The following is a 21,212-nucleotide window of genomic DNA, read 5'->3' on the forward strand; positions in this document are numbered from 1 at the left end:
GCAGTTCAGAAGGTAAAAACCGCTCCCCACATAGGTGGGGAGCGGGGTGGGGAGCGGGGTGGGGAGCGGCTTCAAAGACACGAATCGGCCGTTGCGCTCGCCCAGATCTACGATCCGTTTCGAGGCTACGAAAGCCTGGAAATTCGATGCCGCCTCCGCTGCCGTTCATGTGGGCCTGACAGCAGAGACGGCCTCCGAGGCTTACTTTTTGCTCCTCGGAGGCCGTTCACCACTACTGTGCGGGCGACCGCAGGTGCAGCGACAAGACGCCCGCGAGTAATCGGCTGCGCGATTTGGAACCGACGACCTTCACTTGCTCGTCAAGCCAGTCACGTTGAGCGGTGGTGAATCGGAACCAGGTCTCGACGGGCCCCTTGACCGTGAACGGTTCTTGATGGACCGGAATCCCTGAGGACGATCTGCCTGCTACGGGTTGAAAGAGGGCTCGCAGTCGTTCGATGCCTACTGCGTCGAATGCCTCGATGGCAACATCGGCGTGATCGCATCGCCGTTCGGCGGCACGATTCACCAAGGCGTCGCGAGTGCTGCGATCCAGGTAGGCCGTGACAGTCACCTTCGAGGTATCTGCAGCCGGCGGATTTCCTTCTTCCAGAATCTGGGCTGGCGGCGCTTCGGTGACTGCGGGTGCAGGTTCGACTACAACAGGAGTCGCGTGGGGTGGTGCGACTGGAGCGGTGACAGCTTCGGGTTCCATCGGCTGCACCCGCACTGGAGATTCAGGCGCCGAGACGGCGGGTTGAGGGGCGTCGGTGACTCGTTTGGGAGCCGGCGGGTGAGGAGCTGTGGAGTCGATCTGGGGTTGAGCCGTGTCCGGTGTCTGTGGGCTCGCGGCGCGGCGAGGCTGCAGCCCGCCGGCCGGGGGCAAGAGACCAGCGAGTCCCTCTGCTCGGTTGGGCTTCGGGGCGAAAGACTTGGCAATGCTCTTGCGGTTGCGGACCCTATTTTCACTCATGCCGAAGCCCTCTCAGCGGTGATGGTCGACATCCGTACGAGGATCTCGCGGGTGAGGTTCGAGTAGTCCTCGGCCAGGCCAGAGGCGTTTCGCGAGAGCATCAGATCCTTCGGTTTCGTGCCTTTCCTCAGCGCTGCGATCCGTGATGCGGTTTCCCCGGCCGATCGTTCCTCGAGCTCATGCACCAGAAGTCCCTGGCGTCGCGCGTCGAAGGCGGTGGTTTCCATCGTGCGGATCCGAGATTCGAAAGTCGGGGCCGAATCGCCGATCATCTCCTCGACTGCTTCCCGAATCGTTGCGTCAAGTTTGGTTGCGCGTGAGCTGACGCCGAAGAGGCAGATCCCGCCGAGTTGGAGCTGGGGGTTCACGGCAGGAAGGTTTCGTTCCGGATCTCCGTCTCGTGCTGCCGAGAACTGGCCGGCGATCGTTTCCATGCCGTCGAGGCTGGCATCATCTGCGCGGATTGGAATGACCACAGCGTGGACTACTTCCATCACTGCTTCGATGATCGTGAGATCCGTCGGAGGGGTATCGAAGATAATGACGTCGTAGTCTGCGGCCACTTGCAGCAACATGGCCAGTAGAAGCTGTCCTAGTCGTTTGCCTCCCTGGCGTTGCTGCCTGGACACCATGACTGCGGCAAGGTCGAACATTGCCGGGCCGCCTGGAACGATGTCGAGATTCTCGCGACCACCGACGTTTTGGATGATCGGCGGTGCCGACCCGCTCAAGAGGGCTGAGAACAAGGGCACGCCGTCCTCCTTCACGAACCCGAGGTCGCGGCACAAGTTGGCCTGGGGGTCGAAGTCAAGCAAGAGAACCCGGTAGCCGCCGGCAGCGAGTAAGCCTCCGGTGTTCGCGCAGAGTGAGGTCTTGCCCACTCCCCCTTTACCGTTGAAGAATCCGAAGCAGGCAGGCAGTTGCTGATGAGTGGGTGTCGTTGGAACGGCATCTACAGACATGGTGGTTCTCCCAATGGACGTTGGTTTCTGACGAGTGGTCTGTAAGGAAAGTTAGCAGGGGTCCTGGACAACTCGCGGTATGCCACGCGTGTGGGGCCGTATGTGTTCAGGCATGTGGATCGGCATGCGGCACCGCGTGCGAGGCCGCGTGTTTGCATGCCGATGTAACCGCAGGTGGGCACGTATGTGAACGCGCGTGAGTCACTACGTGAGGCACTGCGTGAAATCATGCGTGAAGAAATGCGGGTAATGATGCGTGAAGACACGCGGACCAAATGGCGTGTAAAGAAACGTGGTCTTCTGCGTGCATGTCTGCGTGGAATAACACGGGAGATACAACGTGGCTCTATGCGTGAGACCCCGCATGATCGGGTGCGGAGCGCACAGCGGTTTGATGGGCGGGTGTGCATCCGTGATGTTTTGCGTGACCGCTCGCAGGATGATGTGCGTGCAGAAGGATGGGCTTGCGTGCGGGGTGGCACCTGGGGTTCTCGTACGGCATGTGGTGCGGGTCTACATGCTGTGCCACAGGCGGAATCAGTTGCCAATTGGCGTACGGATCCGCCTGCTTGTAGGCGAGGGTGACCGGGTGCGTGATCAGAATTCTAGAGCCCGGACTCACTACTCACTCTGCGTGATTCAACATGGCTTGCTTTGCGTGAAGGTGTGCGTGAAATAGCTGTTTAGCTGTACTGATGTGGGGTTCGTCGTGGATCGCCGATGGCCCCCCGCTGTGCACGCTGTGACTTGATGCGATGTCCGAGGCCGGCGACGGTGCGGACATCTGCGGCCTGAGCGATGTCGTCAGCCCGGCGAAATCCGTCGAGTTCGACGGCTAGATCGACCAAAGTGTCTTCGAGGATGTCCTCGGCAGCCGCATATAGGTCCCAGAGCTGCTTGAGCTCCCACGCGCGGATCAGGGGATTAGAGAAATAGAGCCCGTCGACGATCTTTTGCACCCGGGCTACCTGGGGATTTGTGCGTTCGTGCGCCTGCGACCAGATCGAAAAGTGGGAACTCGCCGAGCAGGTGACCACAGTCGTGTCCAGTTCGCGAGCAACTGCGGACCAGGATGTGGTCGTTTCGAGGCCCCTGCGCGCATGTCTGGCGGCCTCGCCGAATGCCCGTTGGCACACTGTGGCGTATGCGGCGGCTGAGCGTCGCGCTTGGCTTAGTTCGCGCAGTTCAGACAGGGTGGTGAAGCTTTGGCGTCCGCGAGTGAACTCGGTCGCAGCCAACAGGGCGTCGCTGCTCGTCCATTGAAATCGAGACTGCCTGTATTGGTCGCGGTGCCAGCGGAGATCGTCGACCCATGCAGAGTTGAGCTTGAGGCCCATCTCGCTGCCGGGAACGGTCATAGAACAATGATGACACCACACCGGTGGTGTGTCATCAGTAGTACTAGTTGCGTCCCGACGAATCATGCTTATCGCCCTGTTTGGAACTTGAAGGCATTCCGACGATCGCATGCCAGTCATACCGACATACCAGCCAAGCTGCTTCGCAAACGTTGCCACTCACTTTCGAAGGCGTCCCAGAGGCGTCCCAATGCCGCATAAAGCGCCAGTCGAATTGGACTTGATGGGAGATTGGGATGCGTGTGGGACGCGATGCATATCGTTCTGTGATGAAATCGAGCTTGCCACTTCCGCATATGTAGGCAATTAGGTGCTTACGTCTTGGTCGTATCGAAATGATCCGATAGGTTTCTCTAACGGCTGTGGATATGACTTGGGTGCAAGATTCGCGGGTCTTGGGTGAGGTGTCTCGTCGCACCCGAGCTGTCCAGGGAGGGCTGTATAACTCTCAGCAAGATCACTTTAGGTTTGAGCGAGCGCGTCTCGTTCCCTGTTCAGTATCGGAGATTGACGTGACTAGCACGCATAACCAAGGCCCGTCTCAGTCGGCTGGAGGGCACCGACCACTCGCCGGGACCTTCCGTTCGGCCGCGGCCCGATCGCTCGAGAGCATCGCTTCCGCGTACATCGAGGGTGACAACGACGAAATTGAACAAGGGCGGGAAGTGCCCGCGCATGTGGAGCGCCCCGCTGAGGCTGAACCTTCTGGAGGTCAACAAGATCGGGAGCAAGTCGACCGTTCCTCGGACCTGGATGGGGGAGGGAAGTCGTCAAGTGTTCGGGTGCCGGCAAGGTGCCATGCGAAGCTCGAGGAGATGCGGGCGAGCACGGGGATGACGAACGGTCAGATCTTCATCGTCGCGATCGAGGCGACTCATGATCGACTTCCGGAACTGCTCTACCCTGGCGGTCGAATCGGTGGGGGATTATTCGCAGCCCGGGGCATTCGAGCCAAAACGTCACGTGACGATAGTGAGACGCAGGTGACTTACCGACTATTTCATGCCGACTTCGACGTGATCGATCACCTCGTGGCGGAACTGGGCGCAAAATCCCGCTCGCACCTGATCGCTGCGGCGCTGACCGGATATTTCTTCAAAGACGACGAACCCGCAACATGACGAGGGAAGCGACGAGGGCGCCTTCAGCGCTTCCTGTTTGCGAGTAACCAAAGGGAAAGAACAAGCACGGGGGAGAGGGCGACAGGGACCGCAAGTACCCAATGCATGACTGTCCCTGTCTCAACCTCCCTATTGATCAAAGTCAGTAGAAGGGCCGCGACGAGCCACAGGAACGCGACGTGGCGCCAGCGCAGTCGCCGCAAGAACAGGTTCAGTCCCGCAGGCAGTTTCAGTCTCGACATTCGGTATGTCATAGCTGTCTCAATTCAGTTGGATATCGACGATGCGGCGTCCGTGGCCGGCAGAAAAGTAGGCAAGCGCGTCAAAGCACGCTGCCGCCGCTTCAGCCATTTGGACGGCGCTTTCGCGCGCCTGTACAGAAACACCCCATAGATTGCAGGTCTGTTCCGTGGTGGGCATATGGGTTGGTGGGATCCCCAATGCGCCGGCTGTCAGCTGACGGATATCGGAGTTCTGGTGCCACTCTGGAGAAAGACCCAGTTCGGTGAACAGACGTCTGAGTAGTCTCGTGTGCGCATCCGGGTGAAACCCTCCAGTGACTCGGCCTGCGATGCTGCGCGCCAGTGCCGTGAGTTCAGGGACAGCTTGAGCGTCGTCTGCCAGCGCGCCTTCACCAGCCAGCGCGATCTCCCACGATCGTCCGCTATCGGTATCTATTGCTGCAATTTCCCGCACGCATTGGTCGCCAGTGCTCGTCGCCGCCGTATGGAGGTGGACGACGAACAAGTTGTGGCCGCTGTCATTGAATGGTGAAGGGGGAGGCATGGCGTGGAGGCTATCTGCTGCCATGGACTACCCACGCGGCTCGGTGAACTCCCTCCGCTCGAATGGCGAATCGGCGATCAGGCACATCGGTCCCTGCCACATCACCGCAGGTTCGCCAGCCGCACGTGCTGCTCTGAGGCGCGTCGGACCCGCGAGTAGACGTGGTTGGCAGGCAGGATCGCTTCTATGCACCGTGAAGCGCAGCAACGGGGAGACAGCAACTTCTTGGAGCGTGAACCACTTCAAAGCTGGTTGGGCGACGCGATTTTCAGTACCGATACCGACGAATTTCGGCGCAATGTCGCGGACAATGCGCGTGAACTCGATGAAAGTGTCGCCGATACGTCAGTCCTCGTACATCGCCTTGCTGAATGGAAGATCGACATCAAGTCTGGCGGTCGGCCCGTCGGGCTCTACGTCCCAAGGCTCGTCCTCGAACGGGAGATAACCGTGGTGGACCCAAAATTCGATCTCTATCGCGACAACGATGAACCTTCTGGCCAAGCCGGTTTTGCTGAGGCACACCAGCGGCTCCTCGCTGATCCCTCGCTTGCAAATGACTGGCTCGTCCTGACGGCGGCGTTTGGGAAGACATTTGCCGACTACCTGCACGAGAGGCATGGAGCTACGCGGATCCGCTTGTTCCGCGGCGTCCGCGGCGTCCGTGGCGACCCCGGCGAGATTGCAGACATGGCGCACGATCAGCGATTGAGATGGGCTCGTGAAAATCTTCGCCACGGAACTGTGGAGAACTGGAGTCCTCTTCCCGGGGTTGCCGAAGGAGCTCTCAGCAAGGGTGACGGGATCGTCATCGGAGCTGAATTCGACACCACCGCGGTCGTCTGCACTCATCAAGGGGGAGCTGAAACGAACGTCAGACCTTGGCGGGTCGATGCCGGCCGAGTCCTTGGGACCTTCCGCTACACCAGCATCGAGGTTCACTCTTGAGACTCGGCAAGCACGGTGACGTTAACGACTCACAATGTCCGAGTGAACCAATCTCTTGGCCAAACGTAGAGAAGCGAAAAGGGCCCCACCGGTAGACGGCGAGACCCTTCCCTGGCCGTGCGGTTCATTCTTGACTGCTGACCTTGTGTGCAGAGTTGAGGACAGGCGAGTCAGGCGGTCACTTTCGCAATCGCGTCGCGGAAGTGATTGGTCAGATCTTGGAGAGCGGTCGTTCCAGCGGAGTCGATGACCATTTCTCCGTAGCTCTGGTGAGCTCCGGAACCGATGAACGAAGCGAACTTCAGTCCTTCAGTCCCGATCTGTGCCAGTGCATCGGCGCCGTCAGAACCTGCCAGCGCGGTGAGATTCGAAGCGAGCCCACCAAGGTCCCCTGTCTGGGACTGCTGAGTTAGCTGCTGGCCGGTCGCCGACGATCCGGACGCTGCTCCGAGTTTGGCCGGATCAGTCTTCTGTCCACCCCCGAGCGTGCCTACCGCGATCTTCGCGAAGTCGAGGATGTGGGGGAGTGCACCCAGACCGGCTCCGATGACATCGCCGGTTTCGATCGCGTGCCAGAGCTGCTTCTGCAGTTCGCCGGCGGAGTTGGCCAAACCGATGATATCGAGGTTGCCGACGAGTCCGACGATCATCGACACGATCTGAGCGGTACCGGACGGGTCGGGGATCATCGCGATGAGTGATGCTGCGGTCTTGTAGTCCAGTCCTGCAGCGAGCTTGACGAGTGGTTCGAAGAGAACATTGATTCGGTCGAACTCGGCGTGCACCGCCTTGACCTTCGCCATGGGATCGAGCGCGGGATCGAGAACGATCTGCGGGATCCGAGTCGTGAAGATGTCGGCGACAGCTGGAATGTTGTTGGCCAATGCGAAGGCATTCGTCCCGATGTGGGTGACCTGATCGATCAGGACACTCGGCTTGATGATCGAGAGCGCGTTCGCGGCAACGGAGAGCCCATCCGCTGGGGTGGACGTCAAAGGTGAAACCTGATTGGCGAGAGCATCGACGGAAGCCTGCAACTGCGGCACCTGCGCCGCGCCTGTGGCTCCCTGGACTGCCTTCGTTATCGAATCGGCGGCCTTCAATGCGCCGGCCACATCGATACCTTTGACCGTCTCGACGATCTTGCCGGCCGCGAACTCGGGCGTCGATGCGTCCGCTGACTTGAGTGATTGTTCGACGGCGGGATTCTGAGTCACCCACTTGGTCGTATCCGCTACAGGGACCAGAGTGTTTGCAATATCGGATGCCGCTGCGCTCACGCTGGCGAGGTCGGGAGAACCAGACTGGAGCTGCTTCTGCAGAGTGTCGACGTTGCCGGCAAGGCCCGGGAGATCAACCTTCGAGTAGTCCGAAACCAGGGCGTTCTGCAGGGCCGCTGTGTTGGGCTGAGAGCCATCACTCTGCTGTGGACCGGATGCAGTAGGGGGCTGTGAAAGTACTCGGCCGAGACCGGCAAGTAAGCCGTCCTTGTTGCTGTTCGTCGAGCAGTAGAGGTCGTCAGGTGCGCAGTACGACCGCGTTACCGAGGCTGTCTTTCCGAATCCGCCTGGCCGCGCCCCCGCAATACCGACTCCGTCGACAGCTGGACCGACGAGAGTGTTGTCCTCGCTCGGACTCTGTCGGGGATCGGCAACCAAGCCGACCGCGATCAGCTTCTCCGCGGGAATCGGACCCTTGTCGTGCCCGATTAGCCACGTCAGATCGCCCGCGACATCCGCCCCTTGGCTGTAACCACCGAGAGCGAAAACAGTACTAGGGCACTCCGCTGCCCGGGTCTGCATGACTTTCGCGGCAGCCTCTATTCCGGTGGCCTTACTCGTTCCGTAAGTCTTGCCCTTGTTGAACGCGGATGCTTCGTAGGCAGGGTAAGTGACTTTGATGGAGCTTCCGAACTGCTGAACAAGCGGATCAGTCACTTGCTTGAGAAGGCCCGTCGCCACCGAAGAATCTGCTCCCGAATCTGTCTCGAACGTCCCCGTCATCATGACCACCTCCGCAGTGGGGCAGCCTGCAGAAGCCGGTGCGGCATGAGCGGTCCCCGGCGTTGAGATCGTGAGCAGAGTTGACGCCACGGCTGCTGTAAGAAGGGCCGCCGAACCTACCGAACGGGCGCGTCGGTAGTCGGTAGATGGGGAAGCGATGGTCGTCATGACAGATCTCTTTTCGTCATCGATTACAGCGAGGGGAAAGTGGAAAGACCGCTGCCCGAATGTGCGGTCACGGTGTTCGGCAGAAGGTCGACGACCGTGAAGACGGCGCGGTGAGCGAGCGACATCAGCTGTCCCAAAAGTTCGGGATGACTCACGGAAGGGATACGTAGCGCTGCGTCGAGACTTCCAGCAGTCTCGAAAAGGAGTGACGATTCCTTCATCACGAAGCCAGCGATCAGGAAGCACACCAGCAACGAAACTGCGTCGAGAGTTCGAGTCATCACAAAGCCTGTTCGATCGGCCGGGCGCTGCGCGATGCACGGGCGAAGCGTGCATGATCGGACGTCTGATTCGAAGTTCCTACGCTGTTCCGAATCTTCGACACAGCGCGATAGAGCCGCTGACGAAGTGCGGCCGAGGTCATGCCGATCTCAGCCGCGATCGATGTCAGATCGGTGTCGGTCTGGTCGAGATATGCGCGCTGAATCAAAGCTCGGTCGGTGCCGGTGATGACTCCGTTCCGTACAGCCCAAGCGAGCAAGTCCTGGGCTAGAAATGGGTTCTCGGTTTCCGCCTCAGGAGCATCGGAACGATCCATCAGATCCGACGCGGGGATCTCACCGGCAAAGGTGTTCTCGTGTGCGATCTTCTTCAAAGTCCGCAAAAAGAGAGCTGCATAAATGTTCTCTCCGGACGGGCGATACTCGGCTATCAATGACATGAAAGTGGCGATTGTGGTGGCCGCACGCTCGTCGTAAGCGTGGTAGGAATCGAAGCCGGCCACCCGCGCGTGACGGGTCAACGAGATCAACTTCCCGAGCATCAGCTGCAACAGCGCTCGCCCCGCGAGAACGCTGCCCTCCTGGTGGAGGGTCAACAGTGCCAGCAGTACGGCGTCGCGATCGAGACGATGGGCGCCGGCCAAGTCGTTGAGTTCCTGAACCTGATTCAAGGCCGGCTGATTGACCGACCATGTGAGCACCTCTGCCGCTGCTGAGGGTCGTGCGCACAGCTGCATCCATTCGGTGTTCAGACGGCTGTAAAGGTCGCCTCGAGCCGCGCCATGGGACGGCAAGGCGGACGACGAATGGCTGGGGGCGGTTGCTGCGTGGGTGGACATTTCCACGGGTCTCCTCTGTGCGCGTGCGAGGTTGGTCTCGCGCCCAGTAGAGCAGCCCTATATTGCCTCTGACCTGCATGTTTGTTGTTGCCAGGGGAGTGTTTGTTGTTGCCGGAGATGTTGTTGCCGCGAGCTTTGCCGTGAGTAGATGCGCGTGCATCGAAGGCATCGACGTGCACGTTTGAACCTCTGGCAACAAGCAACTGACCGCGCTCGGAAAAAACTTTGAAAAAAGTTTGGCGAGCTCTGTCACTCAGGTCTTCGCGCCCGGATCTTCCTACAAGTAGAAGCCCACAAAATCGGTGCGGCTTTCACACTCGCCAGTCGCCAGGAGGACCGGATGCACGACTCGATGCAAGCGCTACTGCACGATCTCGGCTACGCCCATGCCATTGCTGAGGAGATCCGTCGAGTCGCTGCGGCTCTCACACGAAACCCATTCGACGAAGATGCCAGCGCCGCGCTCTCGTTGTTGGTATTCGCAGAGGCGCCGGCCGCTCGTGCAGCGCTTGCGCGGGCAATGAGCGCCGACATCTCGGATGGCGAATCAGAACTCGACTCGTCAGAGCAGCCGTCCGAGGCAGGTATCCGATGAACATTGATTGGAAGAAGATCAACAATTTCGGGCGCACTCCGAAACGGAAGCAGGATGGTTCCGCAACCGCCGATTCCACCGAGACGATCGTCGATGAAGTAGAGGAGCGTGTCCGCGCAGAGCGAGTCCAGTGGGGCCTTCGTCAGCAGTGGACTACACGTGCAATTCGCGGTGCGATCATCGCCGCTCTCGTCGCAGGAATTGTCTCACTGCTGCTCGTCGTATTCGGCTCGTCGTCAACTCCGGCAGTCGTCAAAGCAACTGACAACGAAGCGCAAAGCATTGACACCGCAGCACAAGCCCAAGCCGAAGATGTAGCCCGTCAACTGGTCGTGACGTGGCTTCAAGGCAGCCGAGGAAGCGAGCGTGAGATCGAACGGTTCGTTGCCACGCCACCGAATCTTCCGGCATCTGCGCTCTACGTTGCGACGGACCCCGCCATCGCATCAATTGCCTTCGATCGCGACGCACGAACCTACGCCGTGACGGTATCGGTCTCGGTACGCCCCGCCAACGATGCCTCCGCAACAATCGTTCGGCGCTACTTCCAAGTTCCTGTTGTTGTGACCGAATCCGGTGCGCGCGCCGCCACACTTCCTTCCGAAGTTGCGCAGCCGTCGACAGCTGTAGACCTTCAACTCGGATATAAGTTCCGAGTCGCGAATCACCCGATCGGAACCTCGGCCAACCAGTTCCTCGCCGCACTTCTGACAGGCAACGGCGAGGTTGCTCGCTACCTGACGCCGGGGGTCTCCATCGCACCGATCGTCCCGGCGCCATACCGCAGCATCGCACTCACCGATGTGCTCTCCTCGGTCGATCTCAGTGCGTCGAACTCGGCTGCACCGCGTTCAGATGGCGACGTCGTGCGCTTGTTGATCACTGCATCTTTGAAGATCACCGACGCCGAATCTGTCAACGGTCAGTACGCGCTGACGATGACTTCCCGCGGCGGTCGCTGGGAAGTCAGCGCCATCGACTCAACGCCGCTCTTTGCCGCTACTGCTCCTCGCAGCGGAGTCAATTCGTCGACCACGAGCGCCCCGGCCCCGTCGACTCCGAAGAACGCTCCGTCGACTTCCGCACCGACATCCGTAGCGCCGACTCAGGCTCCCGCGCCAAGCCAAACACCCGGATCGTCGCTTCCAGCTGTCGGCGAAGTCCCACTGTTTTCCCCTTCAGGAAATTGACCCCTCGAACCGAAAGGTGACCCATCATGTCCCTCGCACTCGCCGCCGCTGACCCCAACACCGCGATCGTCGCCGCCGGTGTCTTCGAAAAGATCGGAGAGCTGACCAACAACGGAAAGGTCGCCCTCCAATCTGCAGCCAGCTGCCTGGTCCTGTACTTCCTTCTCCGGAACTTGATGCAGTCCTTCACGATCGCCCGGCTGGTCGTCTCCGCCCTCATCGGTGCTGCAGCGCTCTGGGTTGTCTTCAACATGGACTCCCTCAAAGACCGAACCGGAGAGGACCTGGCCATCTCTGTCGTGCAGGTCGTAGAAGCGCCGGACCCGAGTCTGGATCTGCCGGTGTAAACGGCGACCGCGCGCCCACTCGAATCGCCCTTCACCGACCCTGACAAGGAGGACTGCAGATGTCCGAGGTAACCACCGCGGCAACGGACGCGACCACACGAGCACACCGACAGAACTCCTCACGCGAGTCGGTGCCCACATGAACGACGACAACAACGTCGAAGTCATCAAAGACTTCACAACAGCTCGGAAAATCCCTCAGCTGATCGGCCGCACACCCGACGGTAAGAAGCTCCCTTTCGGCCCCTACACAGTCCCGCAAGCAGTCAGTGGCGCCGCTGTCGGAGCAATCCTGTGGCTCCTGCATCCGTTGTGGCTCGGCGACAACATCACGTGGAACGTCGGATTTTTCGTCGCATGCTGCGGCGGCACGGTGTTCGTCGTCGGCAAGCTCCGATTGGCCGGCCGAAGCCCAGCATCTGTCGCTCAAGGGGTCAAAAAGGCCGTCTTCGCGCCGCCTGAGGCCAAGCTGAAGATCAACGGCAAACGCGTGAATATCCGAGCACCTCACCTTGTTCACGCCGGCGGCTACATCACTGCCGATCCGCGCATCGAGGACCAACTCGTCGCTGCTGTGGAACCCGAATCCCCTTCTGAATCTGTACCGGTCGCACACAACGCTGTCGGCACTCGGTCGCGACCTCATGAACATGAACTGCCCGCCCTCTCACCAAACGACCCCGCCCCGCGCCCCGGCCGATCAAGCGTCAAGGAACTCCTTGCGCTGGCCAACGCCGGAAACCCCGAGTAGAAAGCGATCCGCCGCAATGGAACAGCCAACTCTGTCGATGGCAGCAAATATCCGGTGGACGAAATCCGGTGTCGTGTGGGCCGACTACGTACTGAGCGGAATGGACTACGGCTACCGACCCAACGTCGACAAGCGCACCGCCCGGACTCTGCACACGATGCTCGTGCGCGCACTGCCCGGCGAATCGATGTTGATGGGCATCGCGTCGTCGCTGAGTGCGGAAGCGGTCGTGGCGAGGATGACCGAAGGGGTTGATCTCGACGTCCACACAGACTGGGCGATCGAATGCGAAGCGACCCTCGACTCCATCGAGCTCTATCGCCCCGGCCAACGAGTGTTCTATCTGAGCATCCCCCTGACAACGACCGGACTCGCAGGACAGGCAAAAGCCGCCACGCACGCGGCATGGACGTCGCTGTCGGACTTCATCGGACTCCCTCGAACCTCCGTCCCCGAAGACGAGGTCCGGGCGCGTATTCGCCAAGCGGATCTCATCGTCGCCGATATCCCCGCAGTCTTCGAAGCTCGACCGGCAACACCAGCACAGATGGTTTGGCTCTGGCAGCACTCCATGACCCGCGGCCTCCATGTCGATCGAGACATGCCTGGCGCCGCGTCCACGCCTTCCCCGAAATCGGGAGCGGCGCTCGCCCCAGCACGACTCGACGAAGGCGCGCAATCAGATCGCGATGCGCCCACGACTTGGTGGCGTCCGAAGGTTCCCACATTCAGTCGAGTTCTCAAGGTCGACCAGCCCTACGACATCGATGATCGGCCGGCGTCGTACCAGGTGATTCTCGCGCTAGCGGATATGCCCTCCGGTGGTGTCCTCTTTCCCGGCTCGGAATTCTTTTCCCTGGCGGATGACTTCGGAGACATCGACGTCGATTTCGTTGCTCGACTCAAGGTGACAGCAGGCGCTGACGTGATGCGTGCGAACAAGCGTGCGCTGGAAAACCTCAAAGAACAGTACGAGCAGCGGGAAGGCGAGCTGGCAGGCGGACAGGGCGCTCTCGATATCGCAGCCTCTGCACTGACCGAGTACAGCTCGCTTCTCGAAACCAACCGTGACGAGGTCGAAGTCGCCTGGACAGCGCTTTTTGCCGTAGGCGCGCCCACCGAAGAGCAGGCCCTCGCTGAAGCCCAAACAGTGAAGAAGTCCTTTGAACATCAGGACTACAAGCTGGTCGCGCCGCTCGGATTTCAAGAGGACTTGTGGTGGGCGATGATTCCCGGCGTTCCCTCGTCGAAGATCGTGCGCGAATTCGGGCACATCACCACCTCGACACATTTTGCTGCCTACATGCCGTTCACTCGCAACGATCTGGGCGACAGTTCCGGACCTCTGCTCGCACTGAACATCACGGCAGCCCGGATCGGTGCGGTACACAACGACATACTCGGTAAGTCCCTCCGCGACCAGTCCTCTTCGTGGGCTGTCACCGGGGAGCTCGGATCCGGAAAGTCCGTCACCATGAAGGTGATTGCCGGTCACGTCGTCGATTGCGGCGGCCAGGTCATCGGTATCGATCAAAGTGACCTCGGTGAATACGCCAACTGGGCTCGGGCGGTCACGGATGCGGTCATCGTCGATCTGGTCGAGCCCGATTACAGCACCGACCCACTGCGGATCTTCCCGCCCAACATCGCGGCGGAGATGACGCAATCGGTGATGCTGGCGTTGCTGCGAATCCAGCCGACATCAACGCACGGCAAGGCGCTGGCCAAGGTGCTCGAACCGTCCTATCGCGCGAAGCACCCCTACGCAGGGCTTGGCGAGCTCACCGAGCACCTCCTCTCCGCCGACTGCCTGATCGACGGTGCCTACGACCTCGGCGAGGAGATGAACGTCTACGCCCGGTTGACCTATGCCGCAGCGCTCTTCGCGAAAGACCTTCCGGCATTGCCGATCACCGCGCCGGCGATCATCTTCCGCACCCACCGCGTGGAGCTCCCCACCCAGCTGCAGACAGAGAAGCAGCACCTGTACGACAATCTGCCGCTCGAGAAGCGATTCGGTCACGCCGTCTACACACTCATCGCGAAGATCGCCCGCGGTCAGTGCTTCGCCGACGCCGACCAGATGGCGCTGTTCCTCGTCGACGAAGCTCATCACCTTCTCAACGCCGACGACGGTATCGACATTGTCGAAGATTTCGTACTTCAAGGCCGAAAGTCCTCTGCAGCAGTGGGATTAGGTGATCAGGACTGCGCGTTCGGGACGCCGAAACTTCGCGGCCTCATCAAAACCCGATTTGTTCATCGCCACACCGACGAAGGCCTCGCCAAGCGCGCGATCGAGTGGCTGGGCCTGGACCCAGAGAACCAAGACCTGGTCAAAGAGCTCACGGAGCAGACAGCGCCGGTCACGGGAAAAGACGGCTACGTCGAGCCGCACCGCCGAGGCGAGGGCTACATGCGAGACGGCAGCGGAAACGTCGGCCGCATCAAAACTCTTCTCCCCGCCACCGAATCGCGCCGTGAAGCCGCGCTGACTACCCCGAAAGACAACAAGAAGCTGGTGAAGGCATGACCTCGACCGCGGCGCACCCCCTCGACCAGGACGCTGTCGAGGGCAGTCCCGAAGCCCGCGAGTACTTCAGCGTCCGCGCCGCGGTCACACACTCACTGCGTTGGCTCCTGCACTCCGCCAGCCGGATCGCCCAAGCGTGGATTCCCGAATCCTGGTTGGTCGTCATCATGTACGTGAGCAAACCGATCTCTCGCTGGCTGTGGTCACGCTGGTGGAGCCGCCTGCTCATTCGGGTGGCCGCGGGATGGCACGCTCTTGGTGCACTTTTGCTGATTTTCGCTACGCCCGCGGCTGCGGACCCCAGCGGAGGAGGAGGTGCATCACCGTTCTTCGCATGGATGGCGCTCAAGGACACGCACGGAATCGACGCCTGGAGCTACTTCCTCTCGATCGACAAGGGCAACGCCTCAATGGGCGGCGGTTGGAGAATGATCTGGGCGTACATCATCACCCTCGAATACGAGGTCTTCCGATTCATGATGGCGACGGCGATCTGGTTCATCACTTACGCGTTGTCCTTCGACTGGATCGAAATGATTCTCACGCCGGTCCGCACCATCGCAGACTCCGTCACCTCGATCACCGACCAATTCGCGCTCACCCCACTGATGTTGACCATCGCCGGATTCAGCGTGGCCGTGTGGTTCGTACGCGGGCGCTTCTCCACGGGCATCTACGAACTGCTCATGTCGTGTGTCATCGCGGCCGCGGCCGTCGGATTTCTCGCCAACCCCCTCGACCGGGTCGTCGGTAACGACGGCCTGGTCTTCGCTGCACGCGATGCCGGACTCGAAGTCGCGTCGGGACTGGCGAACGGTGGAAATACCAGCGGCAACGCCGATCAGCAGATCGACACCATCAAATCGACCCTCGTAGATACCTTCCTGCGCCAGCCCACTCAGCTGATCAACTTCGGGGTCGTGCTTGATGCGCCGGACAACAACGGCAAGTGCGTCAAGGAATTCGACGAGGCTTACGCCGCGACCCCGGACGGGCCCGGGGTCATGGACAAGGTGCAAGAGAAGGTTGGTGACATTCTTCCCGGCGCGGGGGCGGCCCTGGATCTGCTCAATCCGGATGACAAGCCTGAAGATCGCATCAAAGACGCGATCGCGGCGTGTGATGGCGATGACGGTCCGATGAAGCAATACGCCGACAATCCTGGCCCTGGTCAAGCGATGGGTCTGCTCTTCTTGATCTTCGCCGGCACTCTGCTGATGCTCTTCGCGATCTACCTGGCGGGCAGGTTGGTTCTCGCTGCAGGGGTTTCGATCGGCAACGCCATCAAATCCATCCCTGGCATCGTTGTTGCCATCGCACCGTCGATGCGTGGACAGTTTTGGCGCACGATCGCCAACGTCGCGATGTCGCTGCTGCAGATGATGTTTTCCATAGTTTTCCTGGTCGGATACGTGCTCGTCGTCCAAGACCTTTTCGCTTCAGACGAATCGAATCTCATCCGCACCGTCTTCTTCGTCGACATCTTCCTGATCGTCGCACTCCTCCTCTTCCGTCGCGCGATCAAGGGTCTGCAACGGATGTCGGACAGTCTGGCGTCGATTTTGGCGAAGCGACCCGATGCCGCACCGACATCCATCACCAGATCTACCCCTACGTCGGGTCGAGATATCGCGTTGATGGCTGCGCAGGGCCGGCAGATCTACCGTGGCGGCAAGGCCGCGGTCCAGGGCGCAGGCAAGATCGCGAAGAAAGCGACTACATCAACCAAGGCCGTTGGCTCAGTAGCTGGCACAGCGACGTCGACTGCGGTAACGGGAGGCGTCGCCGCCGCAGTCTGGGCGGGCACGAAAGCAGTCTCCGGAGCGAAGAAGGCCAAGAAGTCGATCGACAATCTCTCCGACCCGGCCACGATGGCCCGTTCACAGTCCTCGGGTTCACGGTCCTCTACGAGCTCACCGAGCCGTGGAACCGGTGCGGATAGCGCGGCGGCCGCGGTGCGCAGTCGACTTTCGAAATCGGCTGTCGCAGACAAACCGGGCATCAAGAAGTCGATTGGCACGGCGCCGTCGGGTCTTGCTCCGGAGCGTGGACGAGTTCGCAGTTCAGCTTCGAAAACTGTTGCACCAGACGGTCGGTCCTTCCGCGAATTCACCACCGATTCCGGTGCGCCGCTGCTGTTGCCCACCACTCCCACCCGCGCCCCGAAGGCGCCGAAGCCGACCGCCGCGCCGGTACGTCCGCCCGCCGCTCCAGTTGTTCCCGCCGTCAACATTCCCACCGGATCCGGCTCCAGAACTGCCGGACTGATGGCGGCGGCAGCTCAAGCAGGAGCGGGTAACGCGAGGACCCCGCAGCCGAGCTCGCTGACCCGGCGGCCTCGCTGATGACGCTCCTCGCCGCACCACCGTCCCCCGATTCGGAAAGTTCGTCGAAGAAGTGGTGGTGGATCCTCATCTCCGTGCCGATCGTGTGCATGGTCGTGCTGATGGCGCCGATTCTCGTCATCTTGTCCCTCACCGGTGAGGACACCACCTGCGGTCAGCCGACCGGTACCGACATTCGTGCAGACGGATCGTTGGTAGGTCTGAAACCCGGATCTCTGGCAGTTCCGATGGCCGAAGGTACGTACACGATCAGCTCGCCGTTCGGCATGCGAGAAGGCGAAATGCATGACGGACAAGATTACGCGGCCCCGCTGGATACCCCCTTCTACGCTGCAGGAGACGGTGAAGTCGTCGTCGCTGGACCGGCCTCGGGCTACGGACACTGGATCCGCATCCGGCACACCATCGACGGGCAGACCGTCGAATCTCTCTACGGGCACATGACCGCAGCAGGAGTGCTCGTCAAAGCCGGCGACAAGGTCACCGCAGGCCAACTCATCGGCAAAGTCGGCAGCGAAGGACAATCCAGCGGTCCGCACCTGCACTTTGGTATCTACCCAGGACAATGGTCGATGGGCGGTGGAGTCGACCCGGTTCCCTGGCTCAAGCAACGAGGAACCGCCTCCCCTGCAGCAGCCTCCGCCCCAACTCAGCCCGATGCAGAGTTGGTGGCGAAATCCACCCCCGCCGGCACGGGCGGTCTCAACGCAAGCCAAACGGCGCTGGCGAAACAAGCTGTCGCCATAGGCGAGTCCATGGGCGTTCCTGATCAAGGAATCGTAGTTGCCTTGGCCACCATGAGCCAGGAATCGACCTACCGAATGCTCGCCAGCTCCAACGTGCCCGAGTCGCTGCAATATCCCCACGACGGCGTCGGAAGCGACCACCTCTCGGTCAATCAATACCAACAACAAGTCGGCATCTGGGGCACCGCGGAAGACCTGATGAACCCCGTAACGGCGAACGTCAAATTCTTTGACGCGTTGCTCAAAGTTTCGGGCTGGCAATCCATGCCAGTCACCGTCGCCGCCCAAACCGTGCAGGGATCGGCTCACCCGGAGGCATACGCCGACGACGAAACGCTCGCTCGGCAACTAGCTTCGCAGTTCAAAGGTTCAGGTAAAGACCTGACGCCGCAGGAGCTGGCAGACATCGTCAAGGGTGGCGCCGCAACAACGATCATCGACGGCGGCGCCTGCGCGCCTGGGACCTCGAACCCCGGTGGACCTCAGTTCAAGCCGGGTGGGCCGTTCGGAGCGAACGTGATCGCTGCGGCCTCCCAATGGATCGGAACAACGTACGCGTGGGGAGGCGGAGATCAGAACGGTCCAACGAAAGGCATCAGTGATGGTGGCGGGGCAGGAGATGCGAACGGCGATTCGAACAAGGTCGGCTTCGACTGCTCAGGCTTGACGTTGTACGCGGTTTACCAAGCCTCCGGTGGCCAAATTTTGCTCCCTCACTTCACCGGAAGTCATTCCAACCCCGGCCAGCTGTACGACTCCCGCGGCCAAGACATTCCGTTCGACCAGAAGCGCCCAGGTGACCTGATCTACTTCGGCGCAGGCGGCGACACCCATCACGTCGGCATTTTCTACGGCACCGAAAACGGTCAGGACATGTTGCTCAACGCCCCGGAATCGGGGAAAAGCGTCTCGATCATGCCGCTCTCCGGCTGGGCCGGCGAAGAGATGTACGTCAAACGATTCGGATAGGAACCTTCATAATGATTACTCGCAATCGCTCGCTCGCTCTTGCTGCTCTCACATCTGCCGCGTTGGTACTGACAGCGTGCGGAGGAAGCGACGAACCCGAAGATCATCCGGTGGAAACGAGTGCCGAGGCCGACAGCTCGTGGACGGTACCCACACTCCCATCGACAGACGTCCTCGCTGAAGGTAGCCAATCCGGCTCGGCGCCGACGACAGTTCCGTCGCCTCCGACCGCCCCTCCAGCCCTGACCACCACTCCGCCTCCAGCGCTCCCCGACACACTGGCCGGAGCCAACGAGAACGATGCAGAATCGGTCATGCTCGCCGTCGCTCGCACCATGCTCTCTTACGCCCCAGGCAAGGACGTAAACCAATCCGCGGCAGCTCAACGGGCGGCGCCACTTCTCGACGAGAGGTACTACGCCGCGAATGCCGACTCATTCATTGCGCTTGCACCGATCACCGGTAAGCAATGGCAGAACTGGGCAGACGACCACGCGATCGTCATTGCCACAGCGAGCATTGCCGGCGACGAACACCCTGCTGATCAACCAGCCAAAGTTTCCCGTGTGCTCGCAGTGACACAAACTGCCACCGGACCTGATGGAAAAGAACTGAGCAAAAACACCTTCGCCGTCTACATGAGTGCCGTCAAAATCGGCGTCTGGCGTGTAAGCGCAGTAGCCGTCCGATGAACTAGTGCCCCGTCGAGGGGGCGACATGCGTGTATCCGTAGGCCGGCCCCAGCCGCAACGCCTTCGATCATCTCGGTGACAGGTACGGTCGTTGGGGCGACCACCGCGGACATGCAGCCTGCGAGGGCGACGAGGGGCAGCCGGAATCGCGCGGATGCCTTCGTGAGTCAGTCGTCGACGTTCTCCTCCAACAGCGTGCGGAAACTGGCAGCCAGTCGAACAACTGTGTTCGCGTTGTCATGGTCGACCAAGCGCACGCTTCCGTCCGCAGCGATCCAGATCGGATTCCCCGACCCGTCGTCAGCGAACACCACCCCGTCGATGAGGGCGCCGTATGCGTCACGCGCCCCCATGGTCAGCTCGATGCATGTCTCACGACCGATAAGCTCGGCGTTGTCCCATGCGTGCACTGACACGCCCACGAAGCATCCGCCCCAACGTCCCACGAACTCGGTGAAGTCTTTGTCGGGGACGATGTCGAGTGCATGCAATCGCACGTGAAGCTCGTCTGCCGGAATCGGACGGCCGGGACCGTAGAAGTCCACGGTCCGCTCGATGCGAGCGACCAACTCGTTTCCGAGAGCCATATCGGAAACTTACTACCGGCGCAGGACACTAGGCCCCGACATCTCAAACTGACGGCGCAGCTGTTGCATCGCTTCAAATCCGCGCGGGTAATGCTGGCTCCCCTCCCGCACTAACGCTCTGGCTGCGATCCGGAGAGGAAATCACTGCTCGATCCGTTCGCCCCGGTGTTGTTGCCACAGCTCGACCACGCGATCTCCGCGAGGTCGGGCTCATGACGACTTTCGGATTGCAGGATCTCGCCAGCAATGTACGTTGACCAGCTCGAATGATCGTTGGCAATAACGGCCAGTGCTCGGATCCGAACATCAGCGTCGAACCCCGCCACCTGGAGACCACCGCAGATCGCCGCGCTGGATCCAACGAGTCGGCATCGGCATGTTTTTGCGTCGGGCATCTGTCTGATTCGGGCAATGCCGGCCGTTACGATCGCACCGAGCGCCGAAGCTCCAGGCCGAGATTCCGGCGCCGCTGTGAGGGAGGGGTCAGGATGTTCGGTTGGAAGAAGAAGCGCAACGATTCGAAGATGACGCTCGACGATGTGATGTCGAAGCTCAGGCCTGACCTGAGTCGGGAATCGCTCGGCGTCGGGCCCGACTTTCCGGGCGTCGCCCCGAACCCGCTCATGAGCAGTGATGCACGCAAGCGCAATGCGGAACTGCGGACGGGGGCGCTTGCGCTCGGCGTTCTCGTCGACTGGCGGGAGGTCAACAGCAATCCACGCGTGGTCCTGATGTTCGACGTGGAGACAGCCGACGGCATCTCGTTCCGCGGTATCGCAGACGAAGACCTCACGATCACCGAGCTGACACGACTCGCCCCAGGACAGACGTTGCCCTTGCGCTACCGGCCGGCCGTCATGGACCACTACGTCGCCCTTGCCAGGGACGCGGACGCCGCCCATGTGCAGCGGCTCTCCGACGAGATCGCGAGCCGCAAGCGGACCTGACCTGAAGCCATTGCCCGGGAACCCTAGGCGCGACCCGTCGACCCTGGGTCAGGGTCGAAAGGCATCTGCAG

The 21,212-nt window shown here is 60.9% G+C and carries 19 protein-coding genes; 10 read left to right on the forward strand and 9 right to left on the reverse strand.

Going from position 1 to position 21,212, the window contains the following annotated elements:
- Window positions 1–232: 232 nt before the first annotated feature.
- From ACSW29_RS29030 to ACSW29_RS29040, 3 genes are all read right to left on the reverse strand, one after another.
- Entirely contained in the window at window positions 233–973 is a 741-nt protein-coding gene (locus ACSW29_RS29030) for a hypothetical protein (RefSeq protein WP_011331722.1), read from the reverse strand.
- Window positions 970–1,935: a ParA family protein gene (locus ACSW29_RS29035; RefSeq protein WP_003942441.1), complete on the reverse strand. Its 966-nt coding sequence runs from the start codon at window positions 1,933–1,935 to the stop codon at window positions 970–972. The genes ACSW29_RS29030 and ACSW29_RS29035 overlap by 4 nt, the downstream gene beginning before the upstream one ends.
- A 683-nt stretch (window positions 1,936–2,618) precedes the next feature.
- On the reverse strand, window positions 2,619–3,293 hold the full coding sequence (locus ACSW29_RS29040; RefSeq protein ID WP_041814162.1) for a hypothetical protein: 675 nt from the start codon (window positions 3,291–3,293) through the stop codon (window positions 2,619–2,621).
- 815 nt (window positions 3,294–4,108) lie between these two features.
- On the opposite strand from ACSW29_RS29040, the gene ACSW29_RS29045 reads away from it, so the two are divergent.
- Window positions 4,109–4,414, forward strand: coding sequence for a hypothetical protein (locus ACSW29_RS29045; RefSeq protein WP_228233025.1), 306 nt, complete (start codon window positions 4,109–4,111; stop codon window positions 4,412–4,414).
- A gap of 261 nt (window positions 4,415–4,675) precedes the next feature.
- Here ACSW29_RS29045 and ACSW29_RS29050 read toward each other — a convergent pair whose 3' ends face one another.
- From ACSW29_RS29050 to ACSW29_RS29070, 5 genes are all read right to left on the reverse strand, one after another.
- Window positions 4,676–5,200 carry a hypothetical protein gene (locus ACSW29_RS29050; protein ID WP_241199226.1) on the reverse strand — a complete coding sequence of 175 codons (525 nt, stop codon included), beginning with the start codon at window positions 5,198–5,200 and terminating at the stop codon, window positions 4,676–4,678.
- Window positions 5,201–5,545: 345 nt separating this feature from the next.
- Window positions 5,546–6,052, reverse strand: coding sequence for a hypothetical protein (locus ACSW29_RS29055; RefSeq protein WP_195791983.1), 507 nt, complete (start codon window positions 6,050–6,052; stop codon window positions 5,546–5,548).
- A 266-nt stretch (window positions 6,053–6,318) separates the two neighbouring features.
- Window positions 6,319–8,319 carry a cutinase family protein gene (locus tag ACSW29_RS29060; RefSeq protein ID WP_011331718.1) on the reverse strand — a complete coding sequence of 667 codons (2,001 nt, stop codon included), beginning with the start codon at window positions 8,317–8,319 and terminating at the stop codon, window positions 6,319–6,321.
- A gap of 23 nt (window positions 8,320–8,342) precedes the next feature.
- The gene (locus tag ACSW29_RS29065; protein WP_003944214.1) at window positions 8,343–8,600 is read right to left on the reverse strand and encodes a hypothetical protein; all 258 of its coding nucleotides are present in this window, start codon (window positions 8,598–8,600) and stop codon (window positions 8,343–8,345) included.
- Window positions 8,600–9,439, reverse strand: coding sequence for a hypothetical protein (locus ACSW29_RS29070; protein WP_011331716.1), 840 nt, complete (start codon window positions 9,437–9,439; stop codon window positions 8,600–8,602). Before ACSW29_RS29070 ends, ACSW29_RS29065 begins: the two co-directional genes overlap by 1 nt.
- Before the next feature lie 340 nt (window positions 9,440–9,779).
- Between ACSW29_RS29070 and ACSW29_RS29075 the strand changes: the two genes are divergently transcribed.
- The 8 genes from ACSW29_RS29075 to ACSW29_RS29110 all read left to right on the forward strand — a co-directional run bounded on the left by ACSW29_RS29075 (window position 9,780) and on the right by ACSW29_RS29110 (window position 19,607).
- Window positions 9,780–10,034, forward strand: a complete 255-nt coding sequence (locus ACSW29_RS29075; protein WP_011331715.1) for a hypothetical protein — start codon at window positions 9,780–9,782, stop codon at window positions 10,032–10,034.
- Window positions 10,031–11,224 (forward strand): conjugal transfer protein, encoded by a 1,194-nt coding sequence (locus ACSW29_RS29080; RefSeq protein WP_011331714.1) that lies wholly within the window; start codon window positions 10,031–10,033, stop codon window positions 11,222–11,224. The genes ACSW29_RS29075 and ACSW29_RS29080 overlap by 4 nt, the downstream gene beginning before the upstream one ends.
- Window positions 11,225–11,250: 26 nt before the next feature.
- Window positions 11,251–11,571, forward strand: coding sequence for a hypothetical protein (locus tag ACSW29_RS29085; RefSeq protein WP_011331713.1), 321 nt, complete (start codon window positions 11,251–11,253; stop codon window positions 11,569–11,571).
- Between the two features lie 139 nt (window positions 11,572–11,710).
- Window positions 11,711–12,322, forward strand: coding sequence for a hypothetical protein (locus ACSW29_RS29090; RefSeq protein WP_011331712.1), 612 nt, complete (start codon window positions 11,711–11,713; stop codon window positions 12,320–12,322).
- A 37-nt stretch (window positions 12,323–12,359) separates the two neighbouring features.
- Entirely contained in the window at window positions 12,360–14,855 is a 2,496-nt protein-coding gene (locus ACSW29_RS29095; protein WP_225320451.1) for an ATP-binding protein, read from the forward strand.
- Window positions 14,852–17,200: a hypothetical protein gene (locus tag ACSW29_RS29100; protein ID WP_011331710.1), complete on the forward strand. Its 2,349-nt coding sequence runs from the start codon at window positions 14,852–14,854 to the stop codon at window positions 17,198–17,200. The genes ACSW29_RS29095 and ACSW29_RS29100 overlap by 4 nt, the downstream gene beginning before the upstream one ends.
- Window positions 17,200–18,915, forward strand: coding sequence for a peptidoglycan DD-metalloendopeptidase family protein (locus ACSW29_RS29105; RefSeq protein ID WP_011331709.1), 1,716 nt, complete (start codon window positions 17,200–17,202; stop codon window positions 18,913–18,915). Before ACSW29_RS29100 ends, ACSW29_RS29105 begins: the two co-directional genes overlap by 1 nt.
- An 11-nt stretch (window positions 18,916–18,926) precedes the next feature.
- On the forward strand, window positions 18,927–19,607 hold the full coding sequence (locus ACSW29_RS29110) for a hypothetical protein (protein WP_011331708.1): 681 nt from the start codon (window positions 18,927–18,929) through the stop codon (window positions 19,605–19,607).
- 167 nt (window positions 19,608–19,774) lie between these two features.
- Here ACSW29_RS29110 and ACSW29_RS29115 read toward each other — a convergent pair whose 3' ends face one another.
- Complete coding sequence (locus tag ACSW29_RS29115) at window positions 19,775–20,194, reverse strand: SMI1/KNR4 family protein (RefSeq protein WP_011331707.1); 420 nt, start codon at window positions 20,192–20,194, stop codon at window positions 19,775–19,777.
- A 488-nt stretch (window positions 20,195–20,682) separates the two neighbouring features.
- Between ACSW29_RS29115 and ACSW29_RS29120 the strand changes: the two genes are divergently transcribed.
- On the forward strand, window positions 20,683–21,141 hold the full coding sequence (locus ACSW29_RS29120) for a hypothetical protein (RefSeq protein ID WP_041814171.1): 459 nt from the start codon (window positions 20,683–20,685) through the stop codon (window positions 21,139–21,141).
- Window positions 21,142–21,212 lie beyond the last annotated feature (71 nt).

The organism is Rhodococcus sp. GB-02 (assembly GCF_053470465.1).